22 protein-coding genes are annotated in these 24,436 nt (G+C 62.8%); 17 read left to right on the top strand and 5 right to left on the bottom strand.

Annotated elements, in window-relative coordinates; translation table 11 throughout:
- The first annotated feature begins 6 nt into the window (after positions 1-6).
- Both secF and FHR23_RS01825 read left to right on the top strand, forming a co-directional pair.
- Complete coding sequence (secF, locus tag FHR23_RS01830; RefSeq protein WP_184001219.1) at positions 7-966, top strand: protein translocase subunit SecF; 960 nt, start codon at positions 7-9, stop codon at positions 964-966.
- On the top strand, positions 966-1,340 hold the full coding sequence (locus tag FHR23_RS01825; RefSeq protein WP_184001218.1) for an Mth938-like domain-containing protein: 375 nt from the start codon (positions 966-968) through the stop codon (positions 1,338-1,340). The genes secF and FHR23_RS01825 overlap by 1 nt, the downstream gene beginning before the upstream one ends.
- Here the strand turns inward: FHR23_RS01825 and FHR23_RS01820 are convergent.
- The 3 genes from FHR23_RS01820 to FHR23_RS01810 form a co-directional block, all read right to left on the bottom strand.
- A complete protein-coding gene (locus FHR23_RS01820; RefSeq protein WP_184001217.1) occupies positions 1,325-2,503 on the bottom strand; it encodes a glycosyltransferase in 1,179 nt (392 codons plus the stop codon). The two genes, FHR23_RS01825 and FHR23_RS01820, sit on opposite strands and share 16 nt — an antisense overlap.
- 117 nt (positions 2,504-2,620) lie before the next feature.
- Positions 2,621-2,989, bottom strand: coding sequence for a glycine zipper 2TM domain-containing protein (locus tag FHR23_RS01815; RefSeq protein WP_246359650.1), 369 nt, complete (start codon positions 2,987-2,989; stop codon positions 2,621-2,623).
- A 57-nt stretch (positions 2,990-3,046) separates the two neighbouring features.
- Positions 3,047-3,370: a glycine zipper 2TM domain-containing protein gene (locus FHR23_RS01810; RefSeq protein WP_343042936.1), complete on the bottom strand. Its 324-nt coding sequence runs from the start codon at positions 3,368-3,370 to the stop codon at positions 3,047-3,049.
- A 161-nt stretch (positions 3,371-3,531) separates the two neighbouring features.
- Between FHR23_RS01810 and FHR23_RS01805 the strand changes: the two genes are divergently transcribed.
- The gene (locus FHR23_RS01805) at positions 3,532-3,963 is read left to right on the top strand and encodes a cupin domain-containing protein (protein ID WP_184001216.1); all 432 of its coding nucleotides are present in this window, start codon (positions 3,532-3,534) and stop codon (positions 3,961-3,963) included.
- 699 nt (positions 3,964-4,662) lie between these two features.
- Here the strand turns inward: FHR23_RS01805 and FHR23_RS01800 are convergent.
- Positions 4,663-6,102: an NAD-dependent succinate-semialdehyde dehydrogenase gene (locus tag FHR23_RS01800; RefSeq protein WP_184001215.1), complete on the bottom strand. Its 1,440-nt coding sequence runs from the start codon at positions 6,100-6,102 to the stop codon at positions 4,663-4,665.
- Positions 6,103-6,306: 204 nt separating this feature from the next.
- Between FHR23_RS01800 and FHR23_RS01795 the strand changes: the two genes are divergently transcribed.
- From FHR23_RS01795 to FHR23_RS01765, 7 genes are all read left to right on the top strand, one after another.
- Entirely contained in the window at positions 6,307-8,700 is a 2,394-nt protein-coding gene (locus tag FHR23_RS01795) for a hypothetical protein (protein WP_246359649.1), read from the top strand.
- Between the two features lie 156 nt (positions 8,701-8,856).
- Entirely contained in the window at positions 8,857-11,889 is a 3,033-nt protein-coding gene (locus FHR23_RS01790; RefSeq protein ID WP_246359648.1) for a YncE family protein, read from the top strand.
- 170 nt (positions 11,890-12,059) lie between these two features.
- Positions 12,060-12,767 (top strand): CoA transferase subunit A, encoded by a 708-nt coding sequence (locus FHR23_RS01785; RefSeq protein WP_184001214.1) that lies wholly within the window; start codon positions 12,060-12,062, stop codon positions 12,765-12,767.
- Positions 12,767-13,660: an HAD family acid phosphatase gene (locus tag FHR23_RS01780; protein WP_184002118.1), complete on the top strand. Its 894-nt coding sequence runs from the start codon at positions 12,767-12,769 to the stop codon at positions 13,658-13,660. Before FHR23_RS01785 ends, FHR23_RS01780 begins: the two co-directional genes overlap by 1 nt.
- A gap of 2 nt (positions 13,661-13,662) precedes the next feature.
- Positions 13,663-14,298, top strand: coding sequence for a CoA transferase subunit B (locus tag FHR23_RS01775; protein ID WP_184001213.1), 636 nt, complete (start codon positions 13,663-13,665; stop codon positions 14,296-14,298).
- Positions 14,295-15,161 carry an alpha/beta hydrolase gene (locus FHR23_RS01770; RefSeq protein ID WP_343042934.1) on the top strand — a complete coding sequence of 289 codons (867 nt, stop codon included), beginning with the start codon at positions 14,295-14,297 and terminating at the stop codon, positions 15,159-15,161. Before FHR23_RS01775 ends, FHR23_RS01770 begins: the two co-directional genes overlap by 4 nt.
- Before the next feature lie 268 nt (positions 15,162-15,429).
- Entirely contained in the window at positions 15,430-16,917 is a 1,488-nt protein-coding gene (locus FHR23_RS01765; RefSeq protein WP_184002116.1) for a SulP family inorganic anion transporter, read from the top strand.
- Between the two features lie 289 nt (positions 16,918-17,206).
- Here FHR23_RS01765 and FHR23_RS01760 read toward each other — a convergent pair whose 3' ends face one another.
- A complete protein-coding gene (locus tag FHR23_RS01760; protein ID WP_184001212.1) occupies positions 17,207-18,082 on the bottom strand; it encodes an aldo/keto reductase family oxidoreductase in 876 nt (291 codons plus the stop codon).
- Between the two features lie 97 nt (positions 18,083-18,179).
- On the opposite strand from FHR23_RS01760, the gene FHR23_RS01755 reads away from it, so the two are divergent.
- The 7 genes from FHR23_RS01755 to FHR23_RS01725 all read left to right on the top strand — a co-directional run bounded on the left by FHR23_RS01755 (position 18,180) and on the right by FHR23_RS01725 (position 24,436).
- The gene (locus FHR23_RS01755; RefSeq protein ID WP_184001211.1) at positions 18,180-19,097 is read left to right on the top strand and encodes a LysR family transcriptional regulator; all 918 of its coding nucleotides are present in this window, start codon (positions 18,180-18,182) and stop codon (positions 19,095-19,097) included.
- Between the two features lie 65 nt (positions 19,098-19,162).
- Positions 19,163-20,605 carry a 3-isopropylmalate dehydratase large subunit gene (gene leuC / locus FHR23_RS01750; protein ID WP_184001210.1) on the top strand — a complete coding sequence of 481 codons (1,443 nt, stop codon included), beginning with the start codon at positions 19,163-19,165 and terminating at the stop codon, positions 20,603-20,605.
- Entirely contained in the window at positions 20,602-20,745 is a 144-nt protein-coding gene (locus tag FHR23_RS01745; protein ID WP_184001209.1) for a hypothetical protein, read from the top strand. The genes leuC and FHR23_RS01745 overlap by 4 nt, the downstream gene beginning before the upstream one ends.
- A 112-nt stretch (positions 20,746-20,857) precedes the next feature.
- On the top strand, positions 20,858-21,499 hold the full coding sequence (leuD, locus tag FHR23_RS01740; protein ID WP_184001208.1) for a 3-isopropylmalate dehydratase small subunit: 642 nt from the start codon (positions 20,858-20,860) through the stop codon (positions 21,497-21,499).
- Complete coding sequence (locus FHR23_RS01735) at positions 21,462-22,463, top strand: NADPH:quinone oxidoreductase family protein (protein WP_184001207.1); 1,002 nt, start codon at positions 21,462-21,464, stop codon at positions 22,461-22,463. Before leuD ends, FHR23_RS01735 begins: the two co-directional genes overlap by 38 nt.
- 129 nt (positions 22,464-22,592) lie before the next feature.
- Positions 22,593-24,023 carry a serine hydrolase gene (locus FHR23_RS01730; protein ID WP_221227321.1) on the top strand — a complete coding sequence of 477 codons (1,431 nt, stop codon included), beginning with the start codon at positions 22,593-22,595 and terminating at the stop codon, positions 24,021-24,023.
- 89 nt (positions 24,024-24,112) lie between these two features.
- The gene (locus tag FHR23_RS01725; RefSeq protein WP_184001206.1) at positions 24,113-24,436 is read left to right on the top strand and encodes a DUF1476 domain-containing protein; all 324 of its coding nucleotides are present in this window, start codon (positions 24,113-24,115) and stop codon (positions 24,434-24,436) included.

Below are 24,436 nucleotides of genomic sequence, written 5' to 3'. Positions count from 1 at the left end.
CGGATTATGCGTCCGCTAAAACTAGTACCCGAAAATACCAATATCGACTTCCTGCGCTGGCGCTACATCGCCATGGCGATTTCGATTGTGCTGATGCTGGCTTCGATTGCGCTGGTGGCGACCCGAGGTCTGAACTTCGGCATCGACTTTGCCGGTGGTCAGATGGCGCGGGTGACCTTTGCCCAGTCGGTGCCGATCGAGGATCTGCGCAAGCGCGTCGATGGTCTGGGCTTCGGCGAGGCGACCATTCAGGAGTTTGCCGGCGACAAGACGGTGTCGATCCGCCTGCCGGTGCCCAAGGGCAAGGAGGATGCCGCCGCCAAGGCCGCGACCGCGCTGCGTCAGTTGATCCAGAATAACTATCCCGGTGCGCAGATCGGCTCGATCGCCGCAGTGTCGGGCAAGGTGTCGTCCGAGCTGTTCCGCAAGGGCGCGCTGGCGCTCGGCCTCGCGATGCTCGCCATCTGTCTGTATATCTGGATTCGGTTCGAATGGCAGTTCGGTATCGGCGCGCTGTTCTCTCTGTTCCATGACGTGACGATCACGCTGGGGTTTTTTGCGCTGACACGGCTGGAGTTCAACCTGAACATCGTCGCGGCGATCCTGACGATTATCGGCTATTCGCTAAACGATACGATCGTCGTTTATGACCGCGTGCGCGAGAATCTGCGTAAATACCGCAAGATGGACATCGTGCCGTTGCTCAACCTGTCCGCCAATGAAACGCTGTCGCGTACCATCGTCACCTCGCTGACGCTCATCATTGCCCTGCTGACGCTGGTGCTGTTGGGGCCGGAAGTGATCTTCGGATTCTCCTCGGCCATGCTGCTGGGCATTGTCATCGGCACCTATTCGTCGATCTATATCGCCAACCCGATTCTGATCTGGGCGAAGGTCGGTCCGCATAGCTTCGTGCCCAGGGAAGCGGGGCCGAAGGGGGCGGAACGGATCAAGGAACTGCCCTGATGCGGATGGACCGCGAACAGCGGTCCGAAGGGCCGGTTATCAGCGGGATCACCGGTCGCGGTTTCCGCGTCGATGAAGGCGTATATGAAGGGCTGCTGATTTCCCCGGAACGTGCCGATACATGGTCGCCGCCGCCGCTTGCGGAATTGCGTGAAGCGGATCTTGCGCCCTTGCTGACGCTCGATCCGCTGCCGGAGTTTCTGTTGCTGGGTACGGGCAACCGACTGGTGCGGCCTGCACCGGCACTGGTGCACGCGCTGGAAGACAAAGGGATCGGGATAGAGGCGATGGACAGCCGCGCCGCTGCACGGGCATGGGGTGTGCTGCGATCGGAACTGCGCTGGATTGCCGGAGCGCTTTATCCGCTCGATTGATTGGCGACGAGCGCGCTCAGATGCGCGTACAGCGTGTCCCGGTTGCGATCCCAACTGAAGCGATCGGCCATCGCCTTTACCCATTCGGTTGCCGGTGGCGCGGTCAGCAATTGTCGTATCGCCATTGCAAATGCCTGGGGTGAACGCTCCACAATTCTGCCGGCACCCATGCTGGAGACCACTTCCTTTGCACCGCCGGCATCCGGAATGACGAGCGGCGTGCCGCTGGCCAGCGCTTCCACCCAGACATTCGCAAGGCCTTCGGAAGCAGAGGCCAGCGCCATCACGTCGGCAGCAGCGAAAATCGGCGGCAGCTCGTCATGCGGTATAGCCCCGGTAAATCGTACCCGTCGGGCCACGCCGATGCGCTCTGCCTGTGCTCGCAGCCGCGTTTCCTCCGGTCCTGCGCCCACCACCCACAGGTGGGCGGAGGGCAGGTCCGCCATCGCAGCGATGACGATATCGTGTCCCTTGCGCGGAATCAGCGCGCCGACCGATAGTATAAGCGAGCCGCGGATATTCAATCCGGCCTTCGCCTGTGCCCGGGTTATCGTGCCGAAGCGGGTGCGGTCTATTCCGGTGTGATGCACGCGAATGCGATCGCGCGGCATTCCCAGCGCCGCCATATCGTCGGCCATGGCAGCGGATACGGCGAGCGTTCCTGCGGCTTCTTTCCCTGCCGCAAGAACCTGATCGCGCGTAGCAACGGCGGTGCCCCAGTGATGGATATCTGCGCCGCGTGCCTTGATCGAAACCGGAACGCCGTATCGTTTACCCAGCGCAATTGCCGCCGGACCGTCGGGAAAAAAGAACTCTGTGTCGAGGATGTCGAACGGGAAATCTTCGCGGATGCCGTCGAGCAGCCTGACCAGCGCTCTGGTCAGCATGGCCGCATGACGACGCCCCTGTGTGCCGGGAATATTCAGGAAACGCGGGCGATAGATTTCCAGCCCCTTGCGATATTCATGATAGGGCTGAGCGGCGAGCGTCCGGTAGCGTGGATGCCGATCAAGCGGGAAGGGCGGGAGGCCGATCGGCGCGACCACTTTCAACGCGACATCGGGATGGGCGGCAAGACCAAGCGTCTGCCGTTCGACGAACACGCCGAAATTAGGGCGCGATGCGTCGGGAAACAGGGTCGAGAGGGTCAATACGCGCAGCATCACAACGATGCTGATAGCCTATCAGGGTTAACCGGCCGCTTACGCAATTGCGAAAATGACAAGGGCCCCGGCATTTCTGCCGGAGCCCTTTTGATTCAGTCGACGATTATCACTGCATCACTTGCACTTGATATCGCCCTTGTCGACCTGTTGACCGATCAGTGCGCCACCGGCCGCGCCGATGATCGTACCCAGCGTCTTCGAACCCCCCGGTGCGATCAGGTTGCCCAGCACACCGCCGCCGATACCGCCGACGATAGCACCGGTCGTGCCGTCATCGCGCTTACAATAGTATCGACCGTCCTGGCCGCGATATATGCGGTCACCGCGTCCCAGCGAGCGTTCTCCATATTGCCCACGATGATGCCGCCCTGCGGGGGCATAGTTGTCACTGGCGTAGCCCGGACCACCCATACCGTACTGCGAGCAGGCACCCAGCGGCATCATCGCTGCTGCCCCCAATGTCGCGATCATAATCTTTTTCATTATGTGTCTCCTGTTCCTGTCCTTATCCGCGGATCAACGACGCTGCCGCGTCTTTGTTCACCGGCAGTGACTGCTGCTGCGTTCGATGGCGTGTCCGGCAAGGGCACCCGCTGCTGCGCCGATCACGGTTCCCGCAGTGCGATCGCCATGCGTATCGATGGAACGGCCGACCAGCGCACCGGCTACGCCGCCCACGACCAAACCAACGGTACCGTCGGATTTGCGGCAATACATCCGGCCGTCACGACCGCGCCACTGTTTGTATTTATAATGACGATGATGGCCGTGATGCTCGCGCGCCTGCGCCATGCCGGTCGGCAGGGCGATACCGGCGGGAACGGCAAGCGATGCCGCGCCAAGCGCGACCATGAACTTACGCACAATGATTCTCCGTACGTTATTAACTCAACTGCCCCTCCAACGTGCGGGATCATATAACGGTTTCATGAACGAAACGACAGGAACCCGCATTTCTGCGGGATAGACCCTTTTGGGGAGCGGCGAGTGCGGTATGAGTTGCGACCAGTTGAGGAGGAACAGGCGTGGAAACGGCGGAAAAGATTATCGAAACCCTGCAATTGAAACCCCATCCCGAAGGTGGCTGGTATCGGGAAACCTGGCGTGCTGCCGCGGCCGAAGGAGAGCGGGCGGGAGGAACGGCGATCCTGTTTCTGCTGGAGCAGGGGCAGCGGTCGCACTGGCATCGGGTCGATGCGGAGGAACTATGGCTATGGCATGCGGGCAGCCCGCTGGATCTGCATATCGCCGACACGGAAACCGGGCCGGTCCATACGACAAGGCTTGGCGGCGATGTGCTGTCCGGCTATGCGCCCCAGCAACGCGTGCCTGCGAATCGCTGGCAGGCCACGGACGCACCGCACGGCTCGGCACTGGTAAGCTGTATCGTGGTGCCCGGTTTTGACTTTGCAGGCTTCGATCTCGCGCCGCCGGGCTGGTCTCCACAACAGCGATAGAGCTTATCCACGATATCCACGTTTTCCACAGGCTTGAACGCGTGTTTTTCGCTTTGCGTGAATCGGAATTGGTGACACCATCTGTCTTGTAGCCGGATGATCGGAGCGCGGGAAACCGAAGGAAGATCAAAGGGTTGCGAAGGACGGTTGGCGGATGCAGGTGCCTTTTGGAAACCGCGAAAGCCAGCCGGACAGGAATGGTTTGAACGCCCGGTGAGGCGTGATCCGGAAAGCCCCCTGGGGTGGACTGTCACGAGTAACCGATACGCAAAAACCGTTCCGGGTGTCGCCCTGACCCCAGGTGAGGGCGGTGCCTGTCGAAAGGCGGTTTGCCTGTGATCTTCGGATCGTGGACGAAGCAGCGTTCGACAAGGCGATGTTCCGGTTTCGGCCGGAACGACGCTGGCCGCCGAGGTCGGAAAGATGCGGTTCCCCAGTGGATCAGGCAGTTCCGGCCCCGGTGACCGACGCGGCGGACGGTACAGCCTTTATGGCGGTGCAGGTCGACGCGATGCCGCCGAAGCGCACGCGCAGCATTTCTATCCGAGTGCGGCGCAGCAAATCGACGACACGGGGAGCTGACAGCGATGTCGGCTCCCCTTTTGCATGGCCTTTTTCATGGTGCCGATCCGCGAAAATCGTAGCGGACACGCGACAAACGGCCTTCGAAGTTGGCACCCGCTATCCGTGTTCGCTTCGTTATGCCTGATGGACAGCCTTTGTAACCTGATAGGCGGCAAGACCTTCGGGGCCGCCCTCGCTTCCGAAACCGGACAGTTTTACGCCGCCGAACGGGGTGTCCGCACCGCCGATGGCAAAGGTGTTGATGCCGACCATCCCGGCCTCGATCGCATCGCCGAGGATGTTTGCCCGCCTGCCACTTTCGGTGAACGCAAAGGCGGCAAGGCCATAGGGCAGGCGGTTGGCCTGTTCGATCGCCTCCTCCATGTCGTGAAACGGGCGCGTGACGGCGACCGGACCGAAGGGTTCGCTGTTCATGATATCGGCCTCCAGCGGCACATCGGCGAGCAGGGTGGGTTTGAAGAAAAAGCCCTGATTGCCCTCTCGCTCTCCGCCGGCGGCGATCCGCGCGCCCTTTGCCGCCGCATCGCGCACCAGCGCCTCGATGGCGTCCGGTCGGCGGGTGTTGGCCAGCGGCCCCATGGCATTGGCGCTATCCATGCCGTCGCCCGTCCGGACCTTTGCCGTGCGTTCGGCGAAGCCCTTCACGAACGCTTCGTAGATCGGTTCCTCGACATAGAAGCGGGTGGGGGAGACGCAGACCTGACCGGCATTGCGGAATTTCTGCGGCACCACCTTGTCGAGCGTCGCGTCGAGATCGCAATCGGCGAAGATCAGCACGGGCGCGTGTCCGCCCAGCTCCATCGTCGTGCGCTTGACGCCCTCGGCGGCGAGTTTGAGCAGGTGCTTGCCGACCGGGACCGATCCGGTGAAGCTGATATGGCGGATCACGTCCGACCCGATCAGGTGGCGGCTGACCTGATCCGGCACGCCGAACACCAGTTGCGCGGCATCGCCGGGCAGCCCGGCATCGGCGAGGCAGCGCATCAGCGCGCTGGTGCAGCCGGGCGTTTCTTCCGCAGGCTTGGCGATGACGGAGCAGCCGGCGGCAAGCGCGGGCGCGACTTTCTTTGCCATCAGATAGAGCGGGAAGTTCCACGGAGAGAAGGCGGCGACCGGCCCGACCGGCTGAGGCAGCACCATTGAACGCTGCCCGGTCGGGCGCACCAGCACGCGGCCATAGGCGCGCTTCGCCTCTTCGGCATAATAATCGAAAAGCTGGGCGGAGGCGGTGACTTCGGAACGCGATTCGGCGATCACCTTGCCCTGTTCGCGGGTCATCAGCGTGGCGATGGCTTCGGTGCGTTCGCGCATCAGCGCCGCCGCCTTGTGCAAAATCGCCGCACGCCGGTTCACATCGGTATCGCGCCAAGTGCGAAAGCCGCGATCCGCGGCGGCGAGCGCGGTATCCAGATCCGCCGCGGTCGCCAGCGGCAATTCGGCCAGTGTGTTTCCCGTTGCCGGGTTGATGACGGGCGCGGTGTCGCGGCCTTCACCTGCCTGCCAGGCGCCGTCCAGAAACAGGCGCAGATCGGTATCATAGCTGTTGTCGGACATGGCGGGCCTCCTGATATGTCGTTGTGAATCGTTCATATAGGAAGTGCTTTTACGCGGACGAGGTGACGCCGGATATTTGATGGAAGCTGTCGAAATATGACGCGTCGCCGATGCTTTTTTACGGAACCGGTCAATATCTCGTCACATTATGCTGGTGATGAACAGCCCCGCGATGGTGGGCATGAGGAACCGGCCAGGAGGAAGATGATTCGCAGGCTGATCCAGTTGTGGGTGTCCGTGTTGCTGCTGGCCGGAATGGCCGGTGCGGCGCATGCCGATTCATCGCCGTTCGATCTGGCGGGACCGCATATCCGGATTGCGGTGACGCATGACGGCGTCACCCTGCCGATCGAATTCGTCCCCAATCTGGCCGAAGGCGACCGGCTTTCCGTCACGCTGGACGTGCCCGGCGGCGACCATACGCGCTATCGGCTGATCGGGGCTTTTCTGCGCGGCACCACCGATCGTCCGCCCAGGGAGTGGTTCCACGATATCAGGACCTGGAAGAAAAAGGACAGCACCCTTTCGCTGACGGTACCGGCGGGGGCGAAACAGGCGCTGTTGTTCCTGATGCCGGAAAAGGGGGGCGATGTCGGTGCGGTCGTCGATACGGTACGAAAGCGGCCGGGAACATTCGTGCGCGCGGCACAGGAACTCAATCAGGCAGCGCTCGACCGGGCGCGGCTGGACGCCTTTCTGACCCAGCTTCGGGCTGTCGAAAAGGATAATCCGGAAAAGGTGGCCGCAGCATCGCAGGCATTGACCCGCAGCCTGTCGATCAAGCTGAAGACCGATTGCCTGAAGCAACCGGCGGACCTGCAGGCGGCGTGCCTGACGAAGAACAGCGAAACGATGTTGCTGGCCGACAGCCATTCCTCTGCACTGGCATCGACGCTGGTGGGGGCACCGACCGATCTGGCGTTTCAGCTCAGCGCGACGCCGCAGGGCAATTTCGGCTATTACAGCCCCTATATCGGCGTCGTGCGCGATATTTTCCGGATTTTCGGCGCGTTTCAATCGACCCAGCTCCAATATATCCCCGCCCTGCTGCGGCTGAACGCAGGGCATGGCGGCCTGTTGCTGAATGCGCCGATGTCGTTCGGCAAACCGATTTCGGTGATGGTGGCGGCGCTCCCCGCGATCGAAGCGCCGCAGCCGCCGCCGCTGCATACGCCCGATCCCAATCAGGTCATGTGCCTTGCGCCCGGACATGTCCTGCCGATGGAAGGCGCGCCGCTGGTCTATGCCTCTCACTATGCGCGCAACATGGTGCTGACCCTGAAAAAGAGCGACGGCAGCCGTGTGACGGTACCGGTGTCGGCCGATGCGCAGCGCGGCGGGTTTGTGCTGAACGGTGCAGTTCCGGCAAGCGGGCTGGGAGATGTGGTCGAGGGCAGTCTGCACGGGCAATGGGGGTTCACCCCGTTCGACGGGCCGCGGCTGCTGTTTTCCAATCCCGGTGCAGGGAAGTGGAAGGCGAAGGATGACGCCAGTCTGGTGATCGGGCGGGACAATATGCTGACGCTTGCGGGCGGTCCCGCCGGATGCGTTACGTCGATTGACATGCGACAGGGGGACGATGCGCCGCAGCCGGTCAAATGGTCGGCACAGCGGCCCGATCAGGTGTCGCTGAACCTGCCGCTGCAAAAGGCTTCGGTCGCCCCCGTCACACTGGAAATCCACCAGTCGGGCGAGACGCAGCCGGTCGCGATCACGGTTCCCACGCTGAAACAGGAAGCGCATATCGATGCGGTGGTGATCCATGCCGGGGACGATCATGCGGTGCTGAAGGGAACGCGGCTGGATCAGGTCAGCGGCCTTTCGGTGGGACCGATCACGTTTCAGCCCGGCACGCTGACGCGCGAGGGAGAGCAGGATCGGCTGACCCTGAATACGAGCGATCCCGATGCCGTAAAGGCGCTGAAACCGGGACAGAAGCTCAAAGCGGTGGTGACGGAGACCGGCAGGCGCCGAAGCCGGTTGTCCTTTACCGTCGCTGCCGCCCGCCCGGAAATCTCTCTGGCGGACATGTCGGTGCAGCCGCCGGTATCGTCCGGTGCAATGCCGATCACGCTCAGCCCGCAGACCGCGATCCCCCAGAATGCGGCGATGACCTTTTCCTTTCGGCTGGACGATTCGAATGGGTTGAGCGGCAATGAGACGGTCGAAGTCGCGACCGCCGACGGGCGGCGCGACGTCATGCTGTCGCCCGGCAAGGGGTATGATTTGCAGGATGCGCATACCGGGATCGTGTCGCTGACCCCGGCGCAGGCGCTGGGGCCGCTGGTACGCGGGCCGATCCGGTTCCGACTGGTCAGTGCCGGCGGCCGGTCGGACTGGGTACCGCTGGCGACCATCGTGCGCCTTCCCGACATTCGTTCCGTAACCTGTCCGCAAGACGCGCAAGCCTGTGTGCTCAAGGGCAGAAAATTATATCTGATCGACAAGATTGCGGCGCAGAAGACTGCGGGCCATGCGGTTACGGTGCCGGACGGCTATACCGCGGCCCGGATCGGGGTTCCGAGGCCGAAGAGCGGTCGGTTGTACCTGACCCTGCGGGACGATCCGGAGGTGCAGGCGAGCGTGCAAATCCGGTAGCGATGCCCTTGCAAAGGGCGCCGGGAAACGGACACGGCAGGAGTCCGTAAGCATCCGCGCCGTTATCATATATTTGTCATAGCCTGCTTCTATGCGATTGGTTGCCGGTGCGTTTTTCAGCGCTTGCCAGTCCCGATACACGAAAGGATTCCCCCCATGCGTTTGTTCAGCCCGGTATGGGGATGGGTGGCTTTGCCGGTGTTGGCGGGTGCCTTATTATCGGGCGACAGTCTGGCGGGGCAGCCGCTGGAAAAAGCGCAGGCTACGGTTCTGTCCACGTCGAAGCGGATCACGCCGACCGCTGCGCCGGGCGCGCAGTTCGGTGCGCTGAACCCCGGCCTGAAGGACTATCCCGACTATACCGCCGACCATGCGGTCAACAGCGCGCTCAGCCCGGACGGCAAGACGCTGCTGGTGCTGACCAGCGGGTATAACCGCGTCTATGCACCGCCGGTGAAGACGTTCGACAAGGATACCGGCAAGTTCACCTTCGTCTATCCGACCGGCAAGACGGTGGCGTCGGCATCGAACGAATATGTCTTTATCTATGCGCTGACGGATGCGCGTCCGAAACTGACGCAGGTCATTCAGGTGCCCGATACCTTCAGCGGGATTGCCTGGAACCCCGATCAGGCGGCGCATCCCGAATTCTATGTCGCGGGCGGCGTCGATGACGATGTGCATGTCTATCGCATGGCGGGCGGCACATGGCGGGAAGCGGGCGCGCCGATTGCGCTGGAGCACAAGGCGGGGCTGGGGCTGGCCGACAAGCCGATGGCGGCGGGTCTGGCAGTCAGTCCCGACGGATCGCGGCTGATGGTGGCGAATCTGGAAAACGATTCGGTGTCGCTGATCGACCTTGCCGCGCGCAAGGTGGTTGCCGAACAGGATTTGCGGCCGGGCAAGATCGACCCGGCGAAACATGGCGTGCCGGGCGGCGAATATCCGTTCGATGTCGTCTTTCAGGGCAATGACAAGGCCTATGTCTCCAGCCTGCGCGACCGGGAAGTGGACGTGCTGAAGATCGCTCCGTCGGCGATTGCCGTGACGGGGCGTATCCGGCTGGCGGGACAACCGAACCATATGCTGCTCGACAAGTCCGGAAAACGGCTGTTCGTGACCTCCGACAACAGCGATACGCTCGACATTATCGATACCGGGGACGAGCGCGCGATCGAGCATGTCCGCACGGTTGCACCGCCCGCCGTCTTTCCCGACAGTGCGGGGCTGAAGGGTGCCAATCCCAATAATCTGGCGCTGTCGCCGGACGGGCGCACGCTGTTCGTTACCGATGGCGGTACCAATGCGGTCGCGATCATTCGGCTGGGCCGCGATGCGCTGCCGTTGGCCGGGGATGATGACGATGATCGGGCAGCAGATGCGAAGGGCGATGACGACGATGACGCGTTGCCCGCCGCCAGCAAGGTCGTCGGCCTGATCCCCACCGGCTGGTATCCCGATGCGGTCGCGATCAATCCGCAATCGGGCCATCTGATCGTGCTCAACGCCAAAAGCCCGCCCGGACCCAATGCGGGGCACTGCAATACCGAAAGCTATAAGCGGGTGGTTGGTCCGTGCATTCCCAAGAACCAGTATGTGCTGCAACTGGAGAAGGCGGGGATGCTCGACCTGCCGATGCCTGACGGCGCGACGCTGGCGGAACTGACGCGGCAGGTCGCGGCGAACAATGCGTTCAACCGGCCGGAAGAAGATGCGAAGGATCGCCGGGTGATGGCCTTCCTGCATCAGCATATCCATCACGTCATTTACATCGTTCGGGAAAACCGCACCTATGATCAGGTGCTGGGCGATCTGGACGAAGGCAATGGCGATCCGTCGCTCGCCATTCTCGGCCCCTATGCGCCGAACGCCCATCGCTGGGCCGATCAGTTCGTCGATCTCGACAATTTCTACGACAGCGGCGAAGCGAGCAACACCGGCTGGGACTGGTCGACGGCAGGACGGACCAACGACTATCTGGAGAAGAATGCGCCGGTCAATTATGCCGGGCGCGGGCTGACCTATCCGTCCGAGGGGGCCAACCGCAATATCAATGTCGGCTATGGCGATCTCGCCCAGCGCCGCCGCGCCAATCCCGAAACCCCCGACGATCCCGATCTGATGCCGGGTACTGCCGATGTCGCGGCGCTCGACGGCCCGGACGCGAATGAGGCGGGGCAGGGCTATTTGTGGAATTCAGCGCTGCGGGCCGGGTTGTCGTTGCGCAATTATGGCTTTTTCGGCGACCTGACGCGCTATTTCGCGCCGGAGAAAAGTGCCGCGTTCGTAAAGATGCCGCACGATCCCTTTGCCGCGAAGGTGCGGCAGTTCTTCCCGACCAAGGCGGCGTTGCGGGAGCATAGCGATCCCTATTTCCGGGGGTTCGACAATAAATATCCCGACTACTGGCGCTATCGCGAATGGAAGCGCGAGTTCGACCTGTATGCCGCGCACAGGGATTTGCCGACGCTCAATCTGGTGCGCCTGATGCACGACCATTTCGGCGATTTTTCCGACGCGATCGACGGGGTGAACACGATCGCGACCGAAATGGCGGATAATGACTATGCGGTTGCGCGGCTGATTCAGGATGTCGCGCACAGCCCCTATGCCAGGGATACCCTGATCTTCGTGATCGAGGACGATGCGCAGGCCGGTGCCGATCATGTCGATGCGCATCGCAGCGTCGGTTTCGTCGTCGGCCCCTATGTGAAGCATCATGCGGTGGTTTCGACCCACTATACGACCGTCAATATGCTGCGCACGATGGAGGAGGTGCTGGGCATGAAACCGCTGGGCCTGAATGACGGGCTGGCGCGGCCGATGAGTGATGTGTTCGACACCGGCCAGGCGGACTGGACCTATGATGCGGTGGTGCCGAAGGTGTTGCGCACGACGAAGCTGCCGTTGCCGCCGCAGCGTGTGGCGGCGAACGATAGCGTCGAGCCGTGCGCGGGCAAGTCGATGCGCAGCGCCGCCTATTGGGCGCGGGCCATGCGCGGGCAGGATTTCACGCAGGAGGATCATCTCGATACGCCGCGCTTCAATGCCGCGCTGTGGCGCGGGCTGGCACCGGGCGCGCCCTATCCCGCTGCACGCAACGATGTGGATTTGCGCAAAGGCCGTGCTGCGCTGCTGAAGGCGCATTTTCGCAAGATTGCGCAAAACTGCACCGTGGCGAGCCGTTGAAGCGTTCAGCCTGAACGCGACGGGGACGGATCGGGAACCGTGGCGATGCGCCATGGTTTCAAGGACAGGCGGCGTTGAGCCGGGCCAGAAAGTTGAAAGTCGGTTCAGGTTTGCTTGACCGTGTCGCCCCGGCTTGAGTATCCGCTCTGGCACATAGGGAGAATCGGTGCATGAAAAAGCTCTACCCCAATGCCGAAGCCGCGCTGGAAGGCGTGTTGAAGGACGGCATGACGATTTGCGCAGGCGGGTTCGGCCTGTGCGGCATTCCCGAACGGCTGATCGACGCGATTCAGGCATCGGGCGTGAAGGATCTGACCATCGCGTCGAACAATGCGGGCATCGACAATGAGGGGCTGGGCAAGCTGCTGCGCACCCATCAGGTGAAAAAGATGATCTCCTCCTATGTCGGCGAGAACAAGGAGTTCGAGCGGCAGTTTCTGTCGGGCGAGCTGGAGGTCGAGTTCTGTCCGCAGGGAACGCTGGCCGAACGCTGCCGCGCAGGCGGTGCGGGGATTGCGGGCTTCTATACCAAGACCGGCGTCGGTACGCAGGTGGCCGAGGGCAAGGAAGTGAAGAGCTTCGACGGGGAGGACTATATCCTGGAGCGCGGCATTCGCGCCGACCTGTCGATTATCAAGGGCTGGAAGGCGGATGAGGCGGGCAATCTGCTGTTCCGCAAGACGGCGCGCAATTTCAATCAGCCGATGGCGACGGCGGGCAGGATCTGCATTGCCGAAGTCGAGGAAGTGGTGCCGGTGGGCAGCCTTGATCCCGATCAGATTCACCTGCCCGGCATCTATGTGAACCGGATGATTGTCGGTGCGCCCTATGACAAGAAGATCGAATTCGTGACGACGCGCGAGCGCGAGGCGGCGTGATGCGCAGGACAGCGCTGCTGGGCGCCTGTGCGTTGCTGGCGGGATGTGCGACGACACCCGCGCCGCAGGCTCCGCCACCGCCGCCGATGCAGCATTCGAACCCGCCGCAGTTCGTCAGCCCGCCGGTTCCGGCCGGGATGCAGTATCTTTATGGCTCCGCCGAAGCGTCAGCGCTGACGCGGGGCGTGTGGCACGATCTGGTCACCTATGTCGCGGCGAAGGTGAAGCACCGGCCCGCAGACAGCGTCGTGCTGGCGCAGGGTGCGACACTGTCCGACCCGCGCTATGTTTCGTGCGGCGACAAGCCGTTTGCCGCGGTGTTCGACGCCGATGAGACCGTGCTGCTCAACTATGGCTTTGAAAGCTGGCAGGCGAAGGGCGGCAAGTTCAGCCCCGAAATCTGGTCGCAATGGGAACGGACCGGCATGGCCGATGTCGAACCGACGCCGGGGGCGGTCGCCGCGCTGAACCAGCTTCGCGCGATGGGGGTGACGGTGGTGTTCAACACCAACCGCTCCGCCGCGAACGCCGCGTATACCGAACAGGCGCTGGACCATGCGGGCCTTGGCCCTGCCAAACATGGCGATACGCTGTTCCTGCAAGGCGATGACGCGACCGGCGGGCATAAGGACGGTCGCCGCGCGACCATCGCCGCGCGCTATTGCGTGCTGGCCATGGGCGGCGATCAGCTTGGCGATATCAGCGACCTGTTCAATGCCGTTTCGAACGTGGCGCAGCGGCGCGCCGCCGTTGCCACGCCAGCCATCGACGCCAACTGGGGCGCGGGCTGGTTCCTGTTCCCGAACCCTGTCTATGGCCCGCAGATCAAGGGCGGCATGGACGATGTGTTTCCCCGTGACAAACGCTGGAACCCGCCAGCGGAGGAGAAGTAAGGATGCCCTGGACTCGCGATCAGATGGCGGCGCGCGCCGCACAGGAACTGGAAGACGGTTTCTACGTCAATCTGGGCATCGGCATTCCGACGCTGGTGGCCAACCATATCCCCGATGGGGTCGAGGTGACGCTGCAATCCGAAAACGGCATGCTGGGCATCGGCCCGTTTCCCTATGCCGGGGAGGAAGATCCCGACCTGATCAATGCGGGCAAGCAGACGATCAGCGAACTGCCGCAATCGGTTTATTTCGGGTCCGATCAGAGCTTTGCGATGATCCGCGGCGGGCATATCGACCTGACCGTGCTCGGCGCGATGGAGGTTGCGGAAAATGGTGACATCGCCAACTGGATGATCCCCGGCAAGATGATCAAGGGGATGGGCGGTGCCATGGACCTGGTCGCGGGCGTGAAGAAGATCATCGTGGTGATGGAACATGTGTCGAAGCACGGCGATCCGAAGTTCATTCCCGAATGCACCCTGCCGCTGACCGGCAAGAATGTCGTGGATATGATTATCACCGATCTGTGCGTGTTTCAGCGGCCCGACCATGAAAGCCCGTTCAGACTGATCGAACTGGCACCGGGCGTGACGGCGGAAGAAGTCGCCGAAAAGACGACCGCGACATACGAGCAGTGACACGGCGCGTGCCGGGGGCAGCGGCGCTGGCGCTGCTGCTTGCCGGATGCACGGGGCCGTCGCTGCTGAGCAAGATCGACCGGGTTGCCGGGGGCGGTGCGGGCACGCGGCGCGTGGCCGATGGGCTGGCGTTCGGCACGCATGGGCAGAAGCTTGATATCTGGGCACCGAAGGGGAAGGCGGCGACGCCGCGCCCCGTGGTGATCTTCTTCTATGGTGGCGGCTGGGTGGACGGCACGCGCGGCGGCTATGCCTTTGCCGGACGCGCCTTTGCGCGCAATGGCTTCGTCACGGTCGTTCCCGATTATCGCAAGGTGCCCGACGTCCGCTTCCCGGCCTTTGTCGAGGATGGCGCGCAGGCGGTGGCGTGGGTGCGCGCGCATATCGCGGACTATGACGGCGATCCGGGCAGGATCGCGCTGGTCGGGCATTCGGCGGGTGCCTATATCACCGCGATGCTGGCGCTGGACCGGCAATTCCTGAACGATGCGGGCGTGCCCGACGGTACGGTGAAGGCGGCGGTGGGGCTGAGCGGGCCGTATGATTTCCTGCCCTTCACCGACAAGCGCGCGGTCGATGCGCTGGGCCACTGGCCGGACCCGAAGCAGACGCAGCCGATTAGCTATGCCCGTGCCGATGCGCCGCCGATGATGCTGGTGACATCGGGCAAGGACACGGTGGTAAAGCCGCGCAACGCGGTGGCACTGGCTAAGCGACTAGAAGCGCTGGGCGTGCGGACGGAATTTCACGACTATCCCGGTCTGAGCCATGAAGGCGTGGTCATGGCGCTGTCCAAGCCGTTTCGCGGCAAGGCACCCGTACTCGCCGATACGGTCCGGTTCCTGAAGATGCACATGAAGTAGCCAATGCATCGTCATTGCGAGGAGCGTAGCGACAAAGCAATCCAGCGGTCGCCATTTCTGGATTGCTTCGCGCCTTTGGCGCTCGCAATGACGGGGAGGGGGTTGTCGAAGTGTGGCGGGGTTGATCCTGTCGCGATAGGGGGGTAATTGCCGATCAAAGCCGCTTTGTTGCGGTGCAGCAATCTCAAACGATCCCGACCGAGGCGCGAAACGTTGCGCGCTTTCGCTCGCCAGACGAGGAACCCGCCCCGCCATGGCCGATGTCCGCATGTCCTTTGCCTCCAATATCCGCCGCGACTGGCTGGAAAATCCGGGGCGCGAATTCCTGTCCGGCCTGATGGTCGCGCTGGCGCTGATCCCCGAAGCGATCGGCTTTTCGATCGTCGCGGGCGTCGATCCCAGTGTCGGGCTGTATGCCAGCTTCTCGATTGCCTGCATCATCGCGATCACCGGCGGGCGGCCGGGAATGATCTCCGCGGCAACCGCATCGGTGGCGGTGCTGGTCGGGCCGCTGGTGCGCAATCACGGTGTGGAATATCTGTTCGCGGCGACGATCCTGATGGGTGTGTTTCAGGCGATTGCCGGGCTGTTGAAACTCAACCTGCTGATGCGCTTCGTATCGCGGTCGGTGATTACCGGCTTCGTCAATGCGCTGGCGATCCTGATCTTCATGGCGCAGTTGCCGCAACTGACGGGCGTGCCGTGGGTCGCCTATGTGCTGGTCGCGGTGACGCTGGCGATCATTTACGGCTTTCCGAAGATCACCACGGCAGTGCCCGCGCCGCTGGTCGCGGTGGTGCTGGTCGCGGCCTATACGATGCTGACGGGCACGCACGTCAACACGGTGGGCGATATGGGCAATCTGCCGTCCACCCTGCCGATGTTCCACCTGCCGCATGTGCCGTTCACCTGGGAAACGCTGCGCATCATTGCGCCCTATTCGCTGGCGATGGCGGCGGTCGGGCTGCTGGAGACGATGCTGACTGCGGCGATTGTCGACGACATGACCGAGACACGCAGCGACAAGCGGCGTGAGTGCGTCGGGCAGGGGATCGCCAATTTCTTCACCGGCTTCATCGGTGCGATGGGCGGGTGCGCGATGGTCGGCCAGTCGGTGATCAACATCACCTCGGGCGGGCGCCGCCGCGCCTCCACCTTTATCGCAGGCGTCATGCTGCTGGTGCTGATGGTGGTGCTGGGGCCGTGGGTGGCGCAGGTACCGATGCCCGCGCTGGTCGGTGTGATGATCTTCGTATCGATCAGCACCTTCCGCTGGAAATCCTTCACCGAAGTTCGCCACCATCCGCTGCCGTCCACCGCCGTCATGCTGGCGACGGTGATCGTGGTGGTGTGGACGCACGACCTGTCGAAGGGGGTGCTGGTCGGGGTGCTGATGAGCGGCATCTTCTTCGCCGCCAAGGTGCGCAATCTGGTGACGTTCGATACCGCGCTGTCAGAGGATGGGCGGGAGCGGCGCTATACGATCGGTGGGCAGATCTTCTTTGCCTCCACCGACCGGATCATGGAGTCCGTGCTGTTCCGCGAAGAAGGCGTGGAGCGGGTGGTTATCGACCTGACGCATGCGCATTTCTGGGACATCTCGGCGACCGGCGTGCTCGACAAGATCGTCCTGAGGCTGCGCTCCGAGGGGAAGGAGGTCGAGGTGATCGGCCTGAACCAAGCCAGCGCGACGCTGATCGACAAATATGGCGAGCATGACAAGCCGTTCGCATCGCTGGGCGTGGTCGGCCACTAGGCCGTAAACCCATAAACGGCACCATCGAGGCGTCCAAATGGCGAACAGATGGGGCCGAACGACGCGCGGCAAAGGCTCTTTGCCTTTGCAAGCGGCGTTCGGTTCGAGATGGAAGCCATTTGGACGTCCCTGCGGGATTTGGCCAAAATGGCCCGGTGCAGCGTCGAAAAGTCTGAAAATATTGACATATTCCTGCGCCTTTCCTCCTTGCACCACGTCATTTTGGCTCAAACCTCGATAGTGCCGTTTATGGGTTTACGGCCTAAGAAGCGGCCGACCAGGTGCCGCGTCAGACGGCGGTGCCGATCGTATCGAGCTCGGCAACGGCATCGGCGGGCAGGGTGATATCCGCCACGGCCAGATTTTCGCGCAGGTGCGCGACCGACGACGTGCCGGGGATGAGCAGGATGTTGGGCGACCGCTGAAGCAGCCATGCCAGCGCGGTCTGCATCGGGGTGGCACCGATCCGCTTTGCCACGTCCGACAACATGGTCGATTGCAGCGGCTCGAAACCGCCCAGCGGAAAGAAGGGGACATAGGCGATCCTGGCTTCCGCCAGTTCGTCGATCAGCGCATCGTCGCTGCGATTGGCGACATTATAGAGATTCTGGACGCAGACGATATCGGTCAGCGCGCGTGCTTCCGCCACCTGTGTCGGCGTGACGTTGCTGAGGCCGATGTGCCGGATCAGCCCTTCGTCGCGCAGCGTCATGAGCGTGCGCAGCGTCGGTTCGACCGAGCCTTCCGCCGGGGCGAGCGCTTCGCTGAACATGAGGCGCAGATTGACGACATCCATCGACTCCCGGCCAAGGTTGCGCAGATTGTCTTCGACTGCACGACGAAGCTGATCGGGTTCCATGGCAGGATTCCAGGAGGCATCGTCGCCACGCACCGCACCGACCTTTGTGACGAGGGTCAGATTGTCGGGATAAGGATGCAGTGCCTCCCGGATCAGGCGGTTGGTGACATGGGGGCCATAATAATCGCAGGTGTCGATATGATCGACGCCCGCTTTCACCGCTTCGCGCAGCACGGCGATGGCGGCGTCATGATCTTTTGGCGGGCCGAATACACCGGGACCGGCAAGCTGCATCGCGCCATAGCCGATGCGATGGACAGTGCGGTCGCCGAGGGTGAAGGTGCCGGCGGAGGACAGATTGGTCATGGATCATCTCCCATTGATGTGGCGATGATGTGGGAAGGGCCACGCAGTGCGATAAGGCGTGTATATCGGCACAAGTTGTGCGATATATCGAACAATCATGCATGACTTTCAGGATCTGAGTGCCTTTGTCGCGGTGGCGCGGCACGGCGGATTTCGCGAGGCGGCCAAACGCGAGCAGCTATCGGCTTCGGGGTTGAGCGAGGCGGTCCGGCGGCTGGAGGTGCGGCTTGGCGTCCGCCTGCTGAACCGCACGACGCGCAGCGTGGCGACGACCGAGGCAGGACAGCGATTGCTGGAGCGATTGCGTCCCGCGCTCAGCGAAATCGATTCGGCGCTGGATGTCGTGAATGATTTTCGCGACCGGCCGACGGGGACACTGCGCCTGAACGTGCCGGGGAGTGCGGCCAAGCTGATTCTGGCGCCTATCATCGCACCGTTTCTGCGCACCTATCCGGATATCCGGGTGGAGATCACGGTCGAGGAAAGCTTTGTCGATGTGCTTGCCGAAGGCTGCGACGCGGGCATCCGCTATGGCGAGATGCTGGAACAGGACATGATCGCCACTCCCATCGGCCCGCGTGAACAGCGTTTCGCGGTCGGGGGCGCACCATCCTATCTCGATCGCAAGGGGCGACCCGATCATCCCCGCGACCTGCTGAACCATGATTGTCTGGAGGGGCAGTTCGCGAGCGGCAGGCTGGCGGCGTGGGAGTTCGAACGCGACGGTGAGACGATCCGCATGGACCCGAGCGGGCCGTTACGGGTGACTGTCCGCGGCGGCATCGACCTGCTGATCGGAACGGCGGTGCGGGGCGCGGGGCTGATCATGCTGTTCGAGGACTGGTTACAGCCCCACTTCGACAGCGGCGAACTGGAGCCGGTGCTGCAGCCATGGTGGGAGCGTTTTCCCGGCCCTTTCCTTTATTATCCGGGCAGGCGCTATCTGCCGAGCCCGTTGCGTGCCTTTGTCGATTTCGTCAAAACATGGCCGTCAGACCCCGGCAACCTGACCTGATGCGTGCGTAATAATCGGAAAGATTTTCATTGCCAGCGGGCATGATTCGGTTAATGGCTCCCCGCATGACTGAACAACCCCGCACGCTGTACGAGAAAATCTGGGCCGATCATGTCGTCGAACGACGCGATGACGGAACCTGCCTGATCTATATCGACCGGCACCTTGTCCATGAGGTGACGAGCCCGCAGGCGTTCGAGGGACTACGTGCAAACGGTCGCCCGGTGCGGCGGCCGGAGCTGACGCTGGCGGTGCCGGACCATAACCTGCCGACGACCGCGCGGGTGGACGCGTCGGGCGCGCGCCTGCCGATCGAGGACCCGCAAAGCGCGGGGCAGCTTGCGGCGCTGGAGCGCAACACGGCGGAGTTCGGCATCGATTATATCGACGCGGTCGCGCCGGAGCAGGGCATCGTCCATGTCGTCGGGCCCGAACAGGGCTTTACGCTGCCGGGCATGACGCTGGTATGCGGCGACAGCCATACCGCCGCGCATGGGGCGCTGGGCGCGCTGGCGTTCGGCATCGGCACCAGCGAGGTGGAGCATGTGCTGGCGACGCAGACGCTGTTGCTCGCGCCGTCGAAAACGATGGAAGTGCGTGTCGACGGCAGCCTGGGCTTCGGTGTGTCGGCCAAGGACGTGGTGCTGGCGATTATCGGGAAGATCGGCGCGGGCGGCGGCACCGGCCATGTTATCGAATATACCGGTGAAGTGATCCGCAACCTGTCGGTCGAGGGGCGGCTGACGGTTTCCAACATGTCGATCGAGGGCGGCGCGCGTGCGGGACTGATCGCGCCGGACGCGGTAACCTATGCCTATCTGAAGGGCAGGCCGATGGCCCCCAGCGGCAGTGCGTGGGACCATGCGGTTGCCTATTGGAAAACGCTGCCCAGCGATGCGGGGGCGCAATATGACCGCGTGGTGCGGCTGGACGCGACCGACATCGCGCCGCAGCTGACCTGGGGCAATAGCCCGGAGGATGTGGTGCCGATCACCGGTCATGTTCCCGATCCCGACAGCTTTGACGACCCCGCCAAGCGCGAGGCGGCGGCACGTTCGCTGGACTATATGGGCCTGACCGCAGGGATGCGGATGCAGGATATCGCGATCGAGCATGTCTTTATCGGGAGCTGCACCAACAGCCGGATAGAGGATCTGCGCGCGGCGGCGGAAGTGGTGCAGGGCCGCAAGGTCGCCGACCGTATCCGTCAGGCGCTGATCGTGCCCGGTTCGGGGCTGGTCAAGCGGCAGGCGGAAGCCGAGGGGCTGGACCGTATCTTTATCGAAGCCGGGTTCGAATGGCGCGAACCGGGATGTTCGATGTGCCTGGCGATGAACCCCGATAAAGTACCGTCGGGCGAACGTTGTGCTTCCACTTCGAATCGAAATTTCGTAGGACGGCAGGGGCCGGGGGCCCGGACACACCTGCTTTCACCCGCAATGGCGGCGGCAGCGGCGGTGACGGGGCGGCTGAGCGATGTGCGAGAGCTGGTGGGACGCAACGAATGAAACGAGCATTGGTGATGCTGCTGACGGGAACGATCGTCAGCGGAATGGCGGCGGCGTATGCGGGGACGCTGAAACGGCCTGAAGAGGCGCGAACCCTGACCAACGCCGATATTGTCAGCGCGGCATCGCTACACCGATAAGCCAGTCGCTCCGCCGGTAGCCTGAATTGCGCGCACCGGTGGGGTGTGCGTACCAGTAAGGAGAACCGGCCATGATTGTCGACAGCACCCTTCGCCTCGCAGGAGGCGTCTGATGGAACCTGTTCGTCAGGTGGAAGGCCGTGCCTATCCCTGGGGCGCGGAAAATATCGACACTGATATCATCATTCCGGCCCACTGGCTGAAAACCATCAGTCGCGAAGGGCTGGGCAAGGGCGCGTTCGAAACCGTCCGCGCAAAACCGGGCAATGTGTTCGACGATCCTGCCTATGCCGGCAGTCCGATCCTGATCGCGGGCGATAATTTCGGCTGCGGGTCGAGCCGCGAACATGCCGCATGGGCGCTGGCGGACATGGGCATCCGCGCGGTGATCGCGCCCAGCTTTTCCGACATTTTCTCCGGCAATGCGTTCAAAAACGGCATCGTCACCGTTGCCTTGCCGCAGGAGGTGATCGACCGGCTGATGGAGGTTGCCAAAACCGATCCGATCCGCATCGACCTGGAAAGTATGACGGTGACGACCCCGTTTCAGGATCGCTTCACCTTTCCGCTCGACCCGTTTCGTCGCCAGTGCCTGATGGAAGGGCTGGACGAGATAGGGCTGACACTGGCACAAGATACCGCAATTTCGAAATTCGAGGGGCGGGACCAGAATATGCGCCCCTGGATGATACCGGAACATGCGGGAGAGCGCCGAAATGAAAGCATTGCTGTCGAAGGAACCGGGCGGACCTGAAACACTGGAACTGGCTGACCTGTCCGATCCCGTCGCGGGAAAGGGGCAGGTGCTGATCGCCGTCAGGGCCTGTTCGGTCAATTATCCCGACGTCCTGATTATCGAGGACAAATACCAGTTTCGCCCCGAACGCCCCTTTGCGCCGGGATGCGAAGTCGCCGGTGTGGTTGAAGCGGTGGGTGAGGGTGTGGCGCATGTCGCACCGGGCGACCGGGTGGTGGCGACCACCGGCCATGGCGGCATGGCGGAGAAGGTGGCGGTGCCCGCGCATCAGGTGTTCGCTTTGCCCGACAGCCGCAGCTTTGCCGAAGGGGCGGCGCTGCTGCTCACCTATGCGACCTCGATCCATGCGCTGCTCGATCGCGGGCATCTGAAGGCCGGGCAGACATTGCTGGTGCTGGGCGCGGCGGGCGGCGTCGGTCTGGCTGCGGTCGAACTGGGCAAGGCGCATGGTGCACGGGTGATTGCAGCGGTCTCGTCGGAGGAAAAGGCGGAGGCCGCGCGTGCGGCGGGGGCCGATGACGCCATCGTCTATCCGCGCGCGCCCTTCGACAAGGCGCAATCGAAAGCACTGGCCGAACAGTTCAAGGCGGCGGTCGGTCCTAATGGCGCCGACGTGATCTACGATCCGGTGGGGGGTGATTATGCCGAACCGGCCCTGCGCGCAATCGGCTGGGAAGGGCGCTATCTGGTGGTCGGTTTTCCGGCGGGGATTCCGAAGCTGCCGCTCAACCTGACGCTGCTCAAAAGCTGCGACGTGTGCGGGGTGTTCTGGGGAGCCTTCGCGATGCGCAACCCCGATGCCAATGCAGCGCATGTCGCGCATCTGTTCGACCTGTGGGAAGCGGGCAGGATCGCCCCGCGCGTGACGGAGACTTTTTCGCTGGCGGATGGCGGCAAGGCGATTGCGAAAATGGCCGCGCGGCAAGCCATCGGAAAGCTGGTGGTGGCAATCGGCGGCTGAACGCGCATCGGTAGTACAGACCGATGCTGCTCTGGACAACAAAATACTGTATTGCGTAAGTAATACGGCTTTTGTTTGGGGGAGCAGATGGTCGCGATAGGCATTGATCGGCGTGAATTGAGCGCGCGGGTGGCAAAACTTTTCTTTCTGCTGCTCCTGTTGACCCTGTCCGTTACGGCGGCGGATGCGCGTGCAGAGACGCCGGATCGGGCCATTCAGGCGTTTATCGGGAGCGAGATGCCCGCCTCGGGTGCGCCGGGGCTGGCCTATGCGATTGTCGATGATGGCCGGATTACCGTCCGGGCCTATGGCCATGTGGTGAAGGGTGGCGAACGGAAGGTCGCACCCGACACGCCCTTCCTGCTCGGGTCTATTTCGAAGAGTTTTACAGCGGTCGCCGTACTGCAACTGGTCGAAGCGGGCAGGGTGGGGCTGGACACGGAAATAGGACAATATCTGCACCAATTCGCCGACCGCCCGTCCGGCAGGATTACGGTGCGCCAGCTTCTCAGCCACACCAGCGGCTTTTCGACCGTTCAGGGCAATGCGGGCCATCAGGATGACAGCCGTACCACGGACACGCTGAAACAGCGCGTGGACCGGATCGCGCAATGGGTGCCGGCAACGACGCCGGGCACGCGCTGGGAATATTCCAACGCCAATTATCTGATCCTCGGCAGGCTGGTTGAGGTGGTAAGCGGCGAGGGATATGCCCGCTATGTCGAGGATCATATCCTGAAACCCATCGGGATGACGGACAGTTTCGTATCCGACGGTCGGGTTCACGCCGGCATGGCGAGAGGGCATGAACCCTGGTTCGTAACCAAGCGCGCGCTTCCCCGACATGCGACCGTGCAGGCGATGGCGCCGGCGGGCGGCGTGGTTGCCAGCGCCGGTGACGTGGCGCGCTACCTTGCCGTCCTGATGAACGGGCGCGACGATATTCTGAGCGCGAAGATCAAGGCGGCCATGTTTCGTCCGGCGACCGTCCAATCCCCCTATTATGGCTTTGGCTGGTTCCTCGACCCGCAGGACGGGACGGTTTTCCATACCGGCACCAGCCCCGGCGTGGAAACCCTGGCCGTGATGATCCCGGCAAGGAAGAAAGGTGTCGTGGTTCTCGTCAATGCGAGCAGCGGGATCGGCTTTGGGGAAACGCTGCCTCTGCGTAACGGCATTGCGGTGCGCGCACTGGGACTGCCCATACCGCAACCGGATGGCCGCTGGTTTCAGAAATTCCTGTTTGTCGCAATGGCGCTGTTGCCTGTGATTTTCGTCGCCTGCATGGTCTGGGCCTGGTTTCACCGCAGGGAACTGCGCGCGAAATCGGGAGCATTCGGTCGGTTCAGCTTGTGGTTTCCGTTGATCATTACACTGGGAATGACGGTGTTGTTCTATTGGTATTTCGACCGGTTTTTCGGTGTGTCGCTGGCGACGCTGAGACTATATCAGCCGGATTTTGCGATGGTGCTGGAGGCGAGCGCCATGACAGGCGTGCTTTGGGCGGCGTTGCGGCTGGTACTGGCCTATGGCGACATTCGCGGTCGCAGCGATCGCTGAATCTCGCCAGACTTAATCGCCCGTTGTCACTGCGACCGGTCATGCCTACATCAGTTCCCTGAACAGATTATCAGGGGTGCCGCTGGACCATGACGACCTTTAATGACCGGGAAAGGGCTTTTGAGGCGAAATTCGCCCAGGATCAGGAGATCGCCTTTCGCGTGACCGCGCGGCGTAACCGGCTGCTCGGCGAATGGGCGGCGGTGAAGATGAACCTGACCCCGGAAGAAACCGACGCCTATGCCAAGGCGGTGGTGCAGGCCGATTTCGAGGAAGCGGGCGATGAAGACGTCATCCGCAAGCTGGTCGGCGACCTGACGGCGGCAGGGGTGGAAGCGGATGACGCGCAGGTGCGCAAGGCGCTCGACGAAATGGCGATCGAGGCGCGCCGCCAGTTGCTGGAGTCGAAATAA

The sequence above is a fragment of the Stakelama sediminis genome (assembly GCF_014199335.1).
Classification (GTDB): Bacteria; Pseudomonadota; Alphaproteobacteria; order Sphingomonadales; family Sphingomonadaceae; genus Sphingomonas; species Sphingomonas sediminis.
The sequence above is the reverse complement of the archived record's forward strand: the minus strand, read 5'-3'. Positions and strand labels throughout refer to the sequence as shown.

Bases quoted from the DNA above. Each gene is read 5' to 3' on its own strand.
- secF (WP_184001219.1), top strand. From the start codon at position 7: ATGCGTCCGCTAAAACTAGTACCCGAAAATACCAATATCGACTTCCTG.
- FHR23_RS01825 (WP_184001218.1), top strand. From the start codon at position 966: ATGCGGATGGACCGCGAACAGCGGTCCGAAGGGCCGGTTATCAGCGGG.
- FHR23_RS01820 (WP_184001217.1), bottom strand. From the start codon at position 2,503: ATGCTGCGCGTATTGACCCTCTCGACCCTGTTTCCCGACGCATCGCGC.
- FHR23_RS01815 (WP_246359650.1), bottom strand. From the start codon at position 2,989: ATGAAAAAGATTATGATCGCGACATTGGGGGCAGCAGCGATGATGCCG.
- FHR23_RS01800 (WP_184001215.1), bottom strand. From the start codon at position 6,102: ATGTCCGACAACAGCTATGATACCGATCTGCGCCTGTTTCTGGACGGC.
- FHR23_RS01795 (WP_246359649.1), top strand. From the start codon at position 6,307: ATGATTCGCAGGCTGATCCAGTTGTGGGTGTCCGTGTTGCTGCTGGCC.
- FHR23_RS01790 (WP_246359648.1), top strand. From the start codon at position 8,857: ATGCGTTTGTTCAGCCCGGTATGGGGATGGGTGGCTTTGCCGGTGTTG.
- FHR23_RS01785 (WP_184001214.1), top strand. From the start codon at position 12,060: ATGAAAAAGCTCTACCCCAATGCCGAAGCCGCGCTGGAAGGCGTGTTG.
- FHR23_RS01780 (WP_184002118.1), top strand. From the start codon at position 12,767: ATGCGCAGGACAGCGCTGCTGGGCGCCTGTGCGTTGCTGGCGGGATGT.
- FHR23_RS01775 (WP_184001213.1), top strand. From the start codon at position 13,663: ATGCCCTGGACTCGCGATCAGATGGCGGCGCGCGCCGCACAGGAACTG.
- FHR23_RS01765 (WP_184002116.1), top strand. From the start codon at position 15,430: ATGTCCTTTGCCTCCAATATCCGCCGCGACTGGCTGGAAAATCCGGGG.
- FHR23_RS01760 (WP_184001212.1), bottom strand. From the start codon at position 18,082: ATGACCAATCTGTCCTCCGCCGGCACCTTCACCCTCGGCGACCGCACT.
- FHR23_RS01755 (WP_184001211.1), top strand. From the start codon at position 18,180: ATGCATGACTTTCAGGATCTGAGTGCCTTTGTCGCGGTGGCGCGGCAC.
- leuC (WP_184001210.1), top strand. From the start codon at position 19,163: ATGACTGAACAACCCCGCACGCTGTACGAGAAAATCTGGGCCGATCAT.
- FHR23_RS01745 (WP_184001209.1), top strand. From the start codon at position 20,602: ATGAAACGAGCATTGGTGATGCTGCTGACGGGAACGATCGTCAGCGGA.
- leuD (WP_184001208.1), top strand. From the start codon at position 20,858: ATGGAACCTGTTCGTCAGGTGGAAGGCCGTGCCTATCCCTGGGGCGCG.
- FHR23_RS01735 (WP_184001207.1), top strand. From the start codon at position 21,462: ATGAAAGCATTGCTGTCGAAGGAACCGGGCGGACCTGAAACACTGGAA.
- FHR23_RS01725 (WP_184001206.1), top strand. From the start codon at position 24,113: ATGACGACCTTTAATGACCGGGAAAGGGCTTTTGAGGCGAAATTCGCC.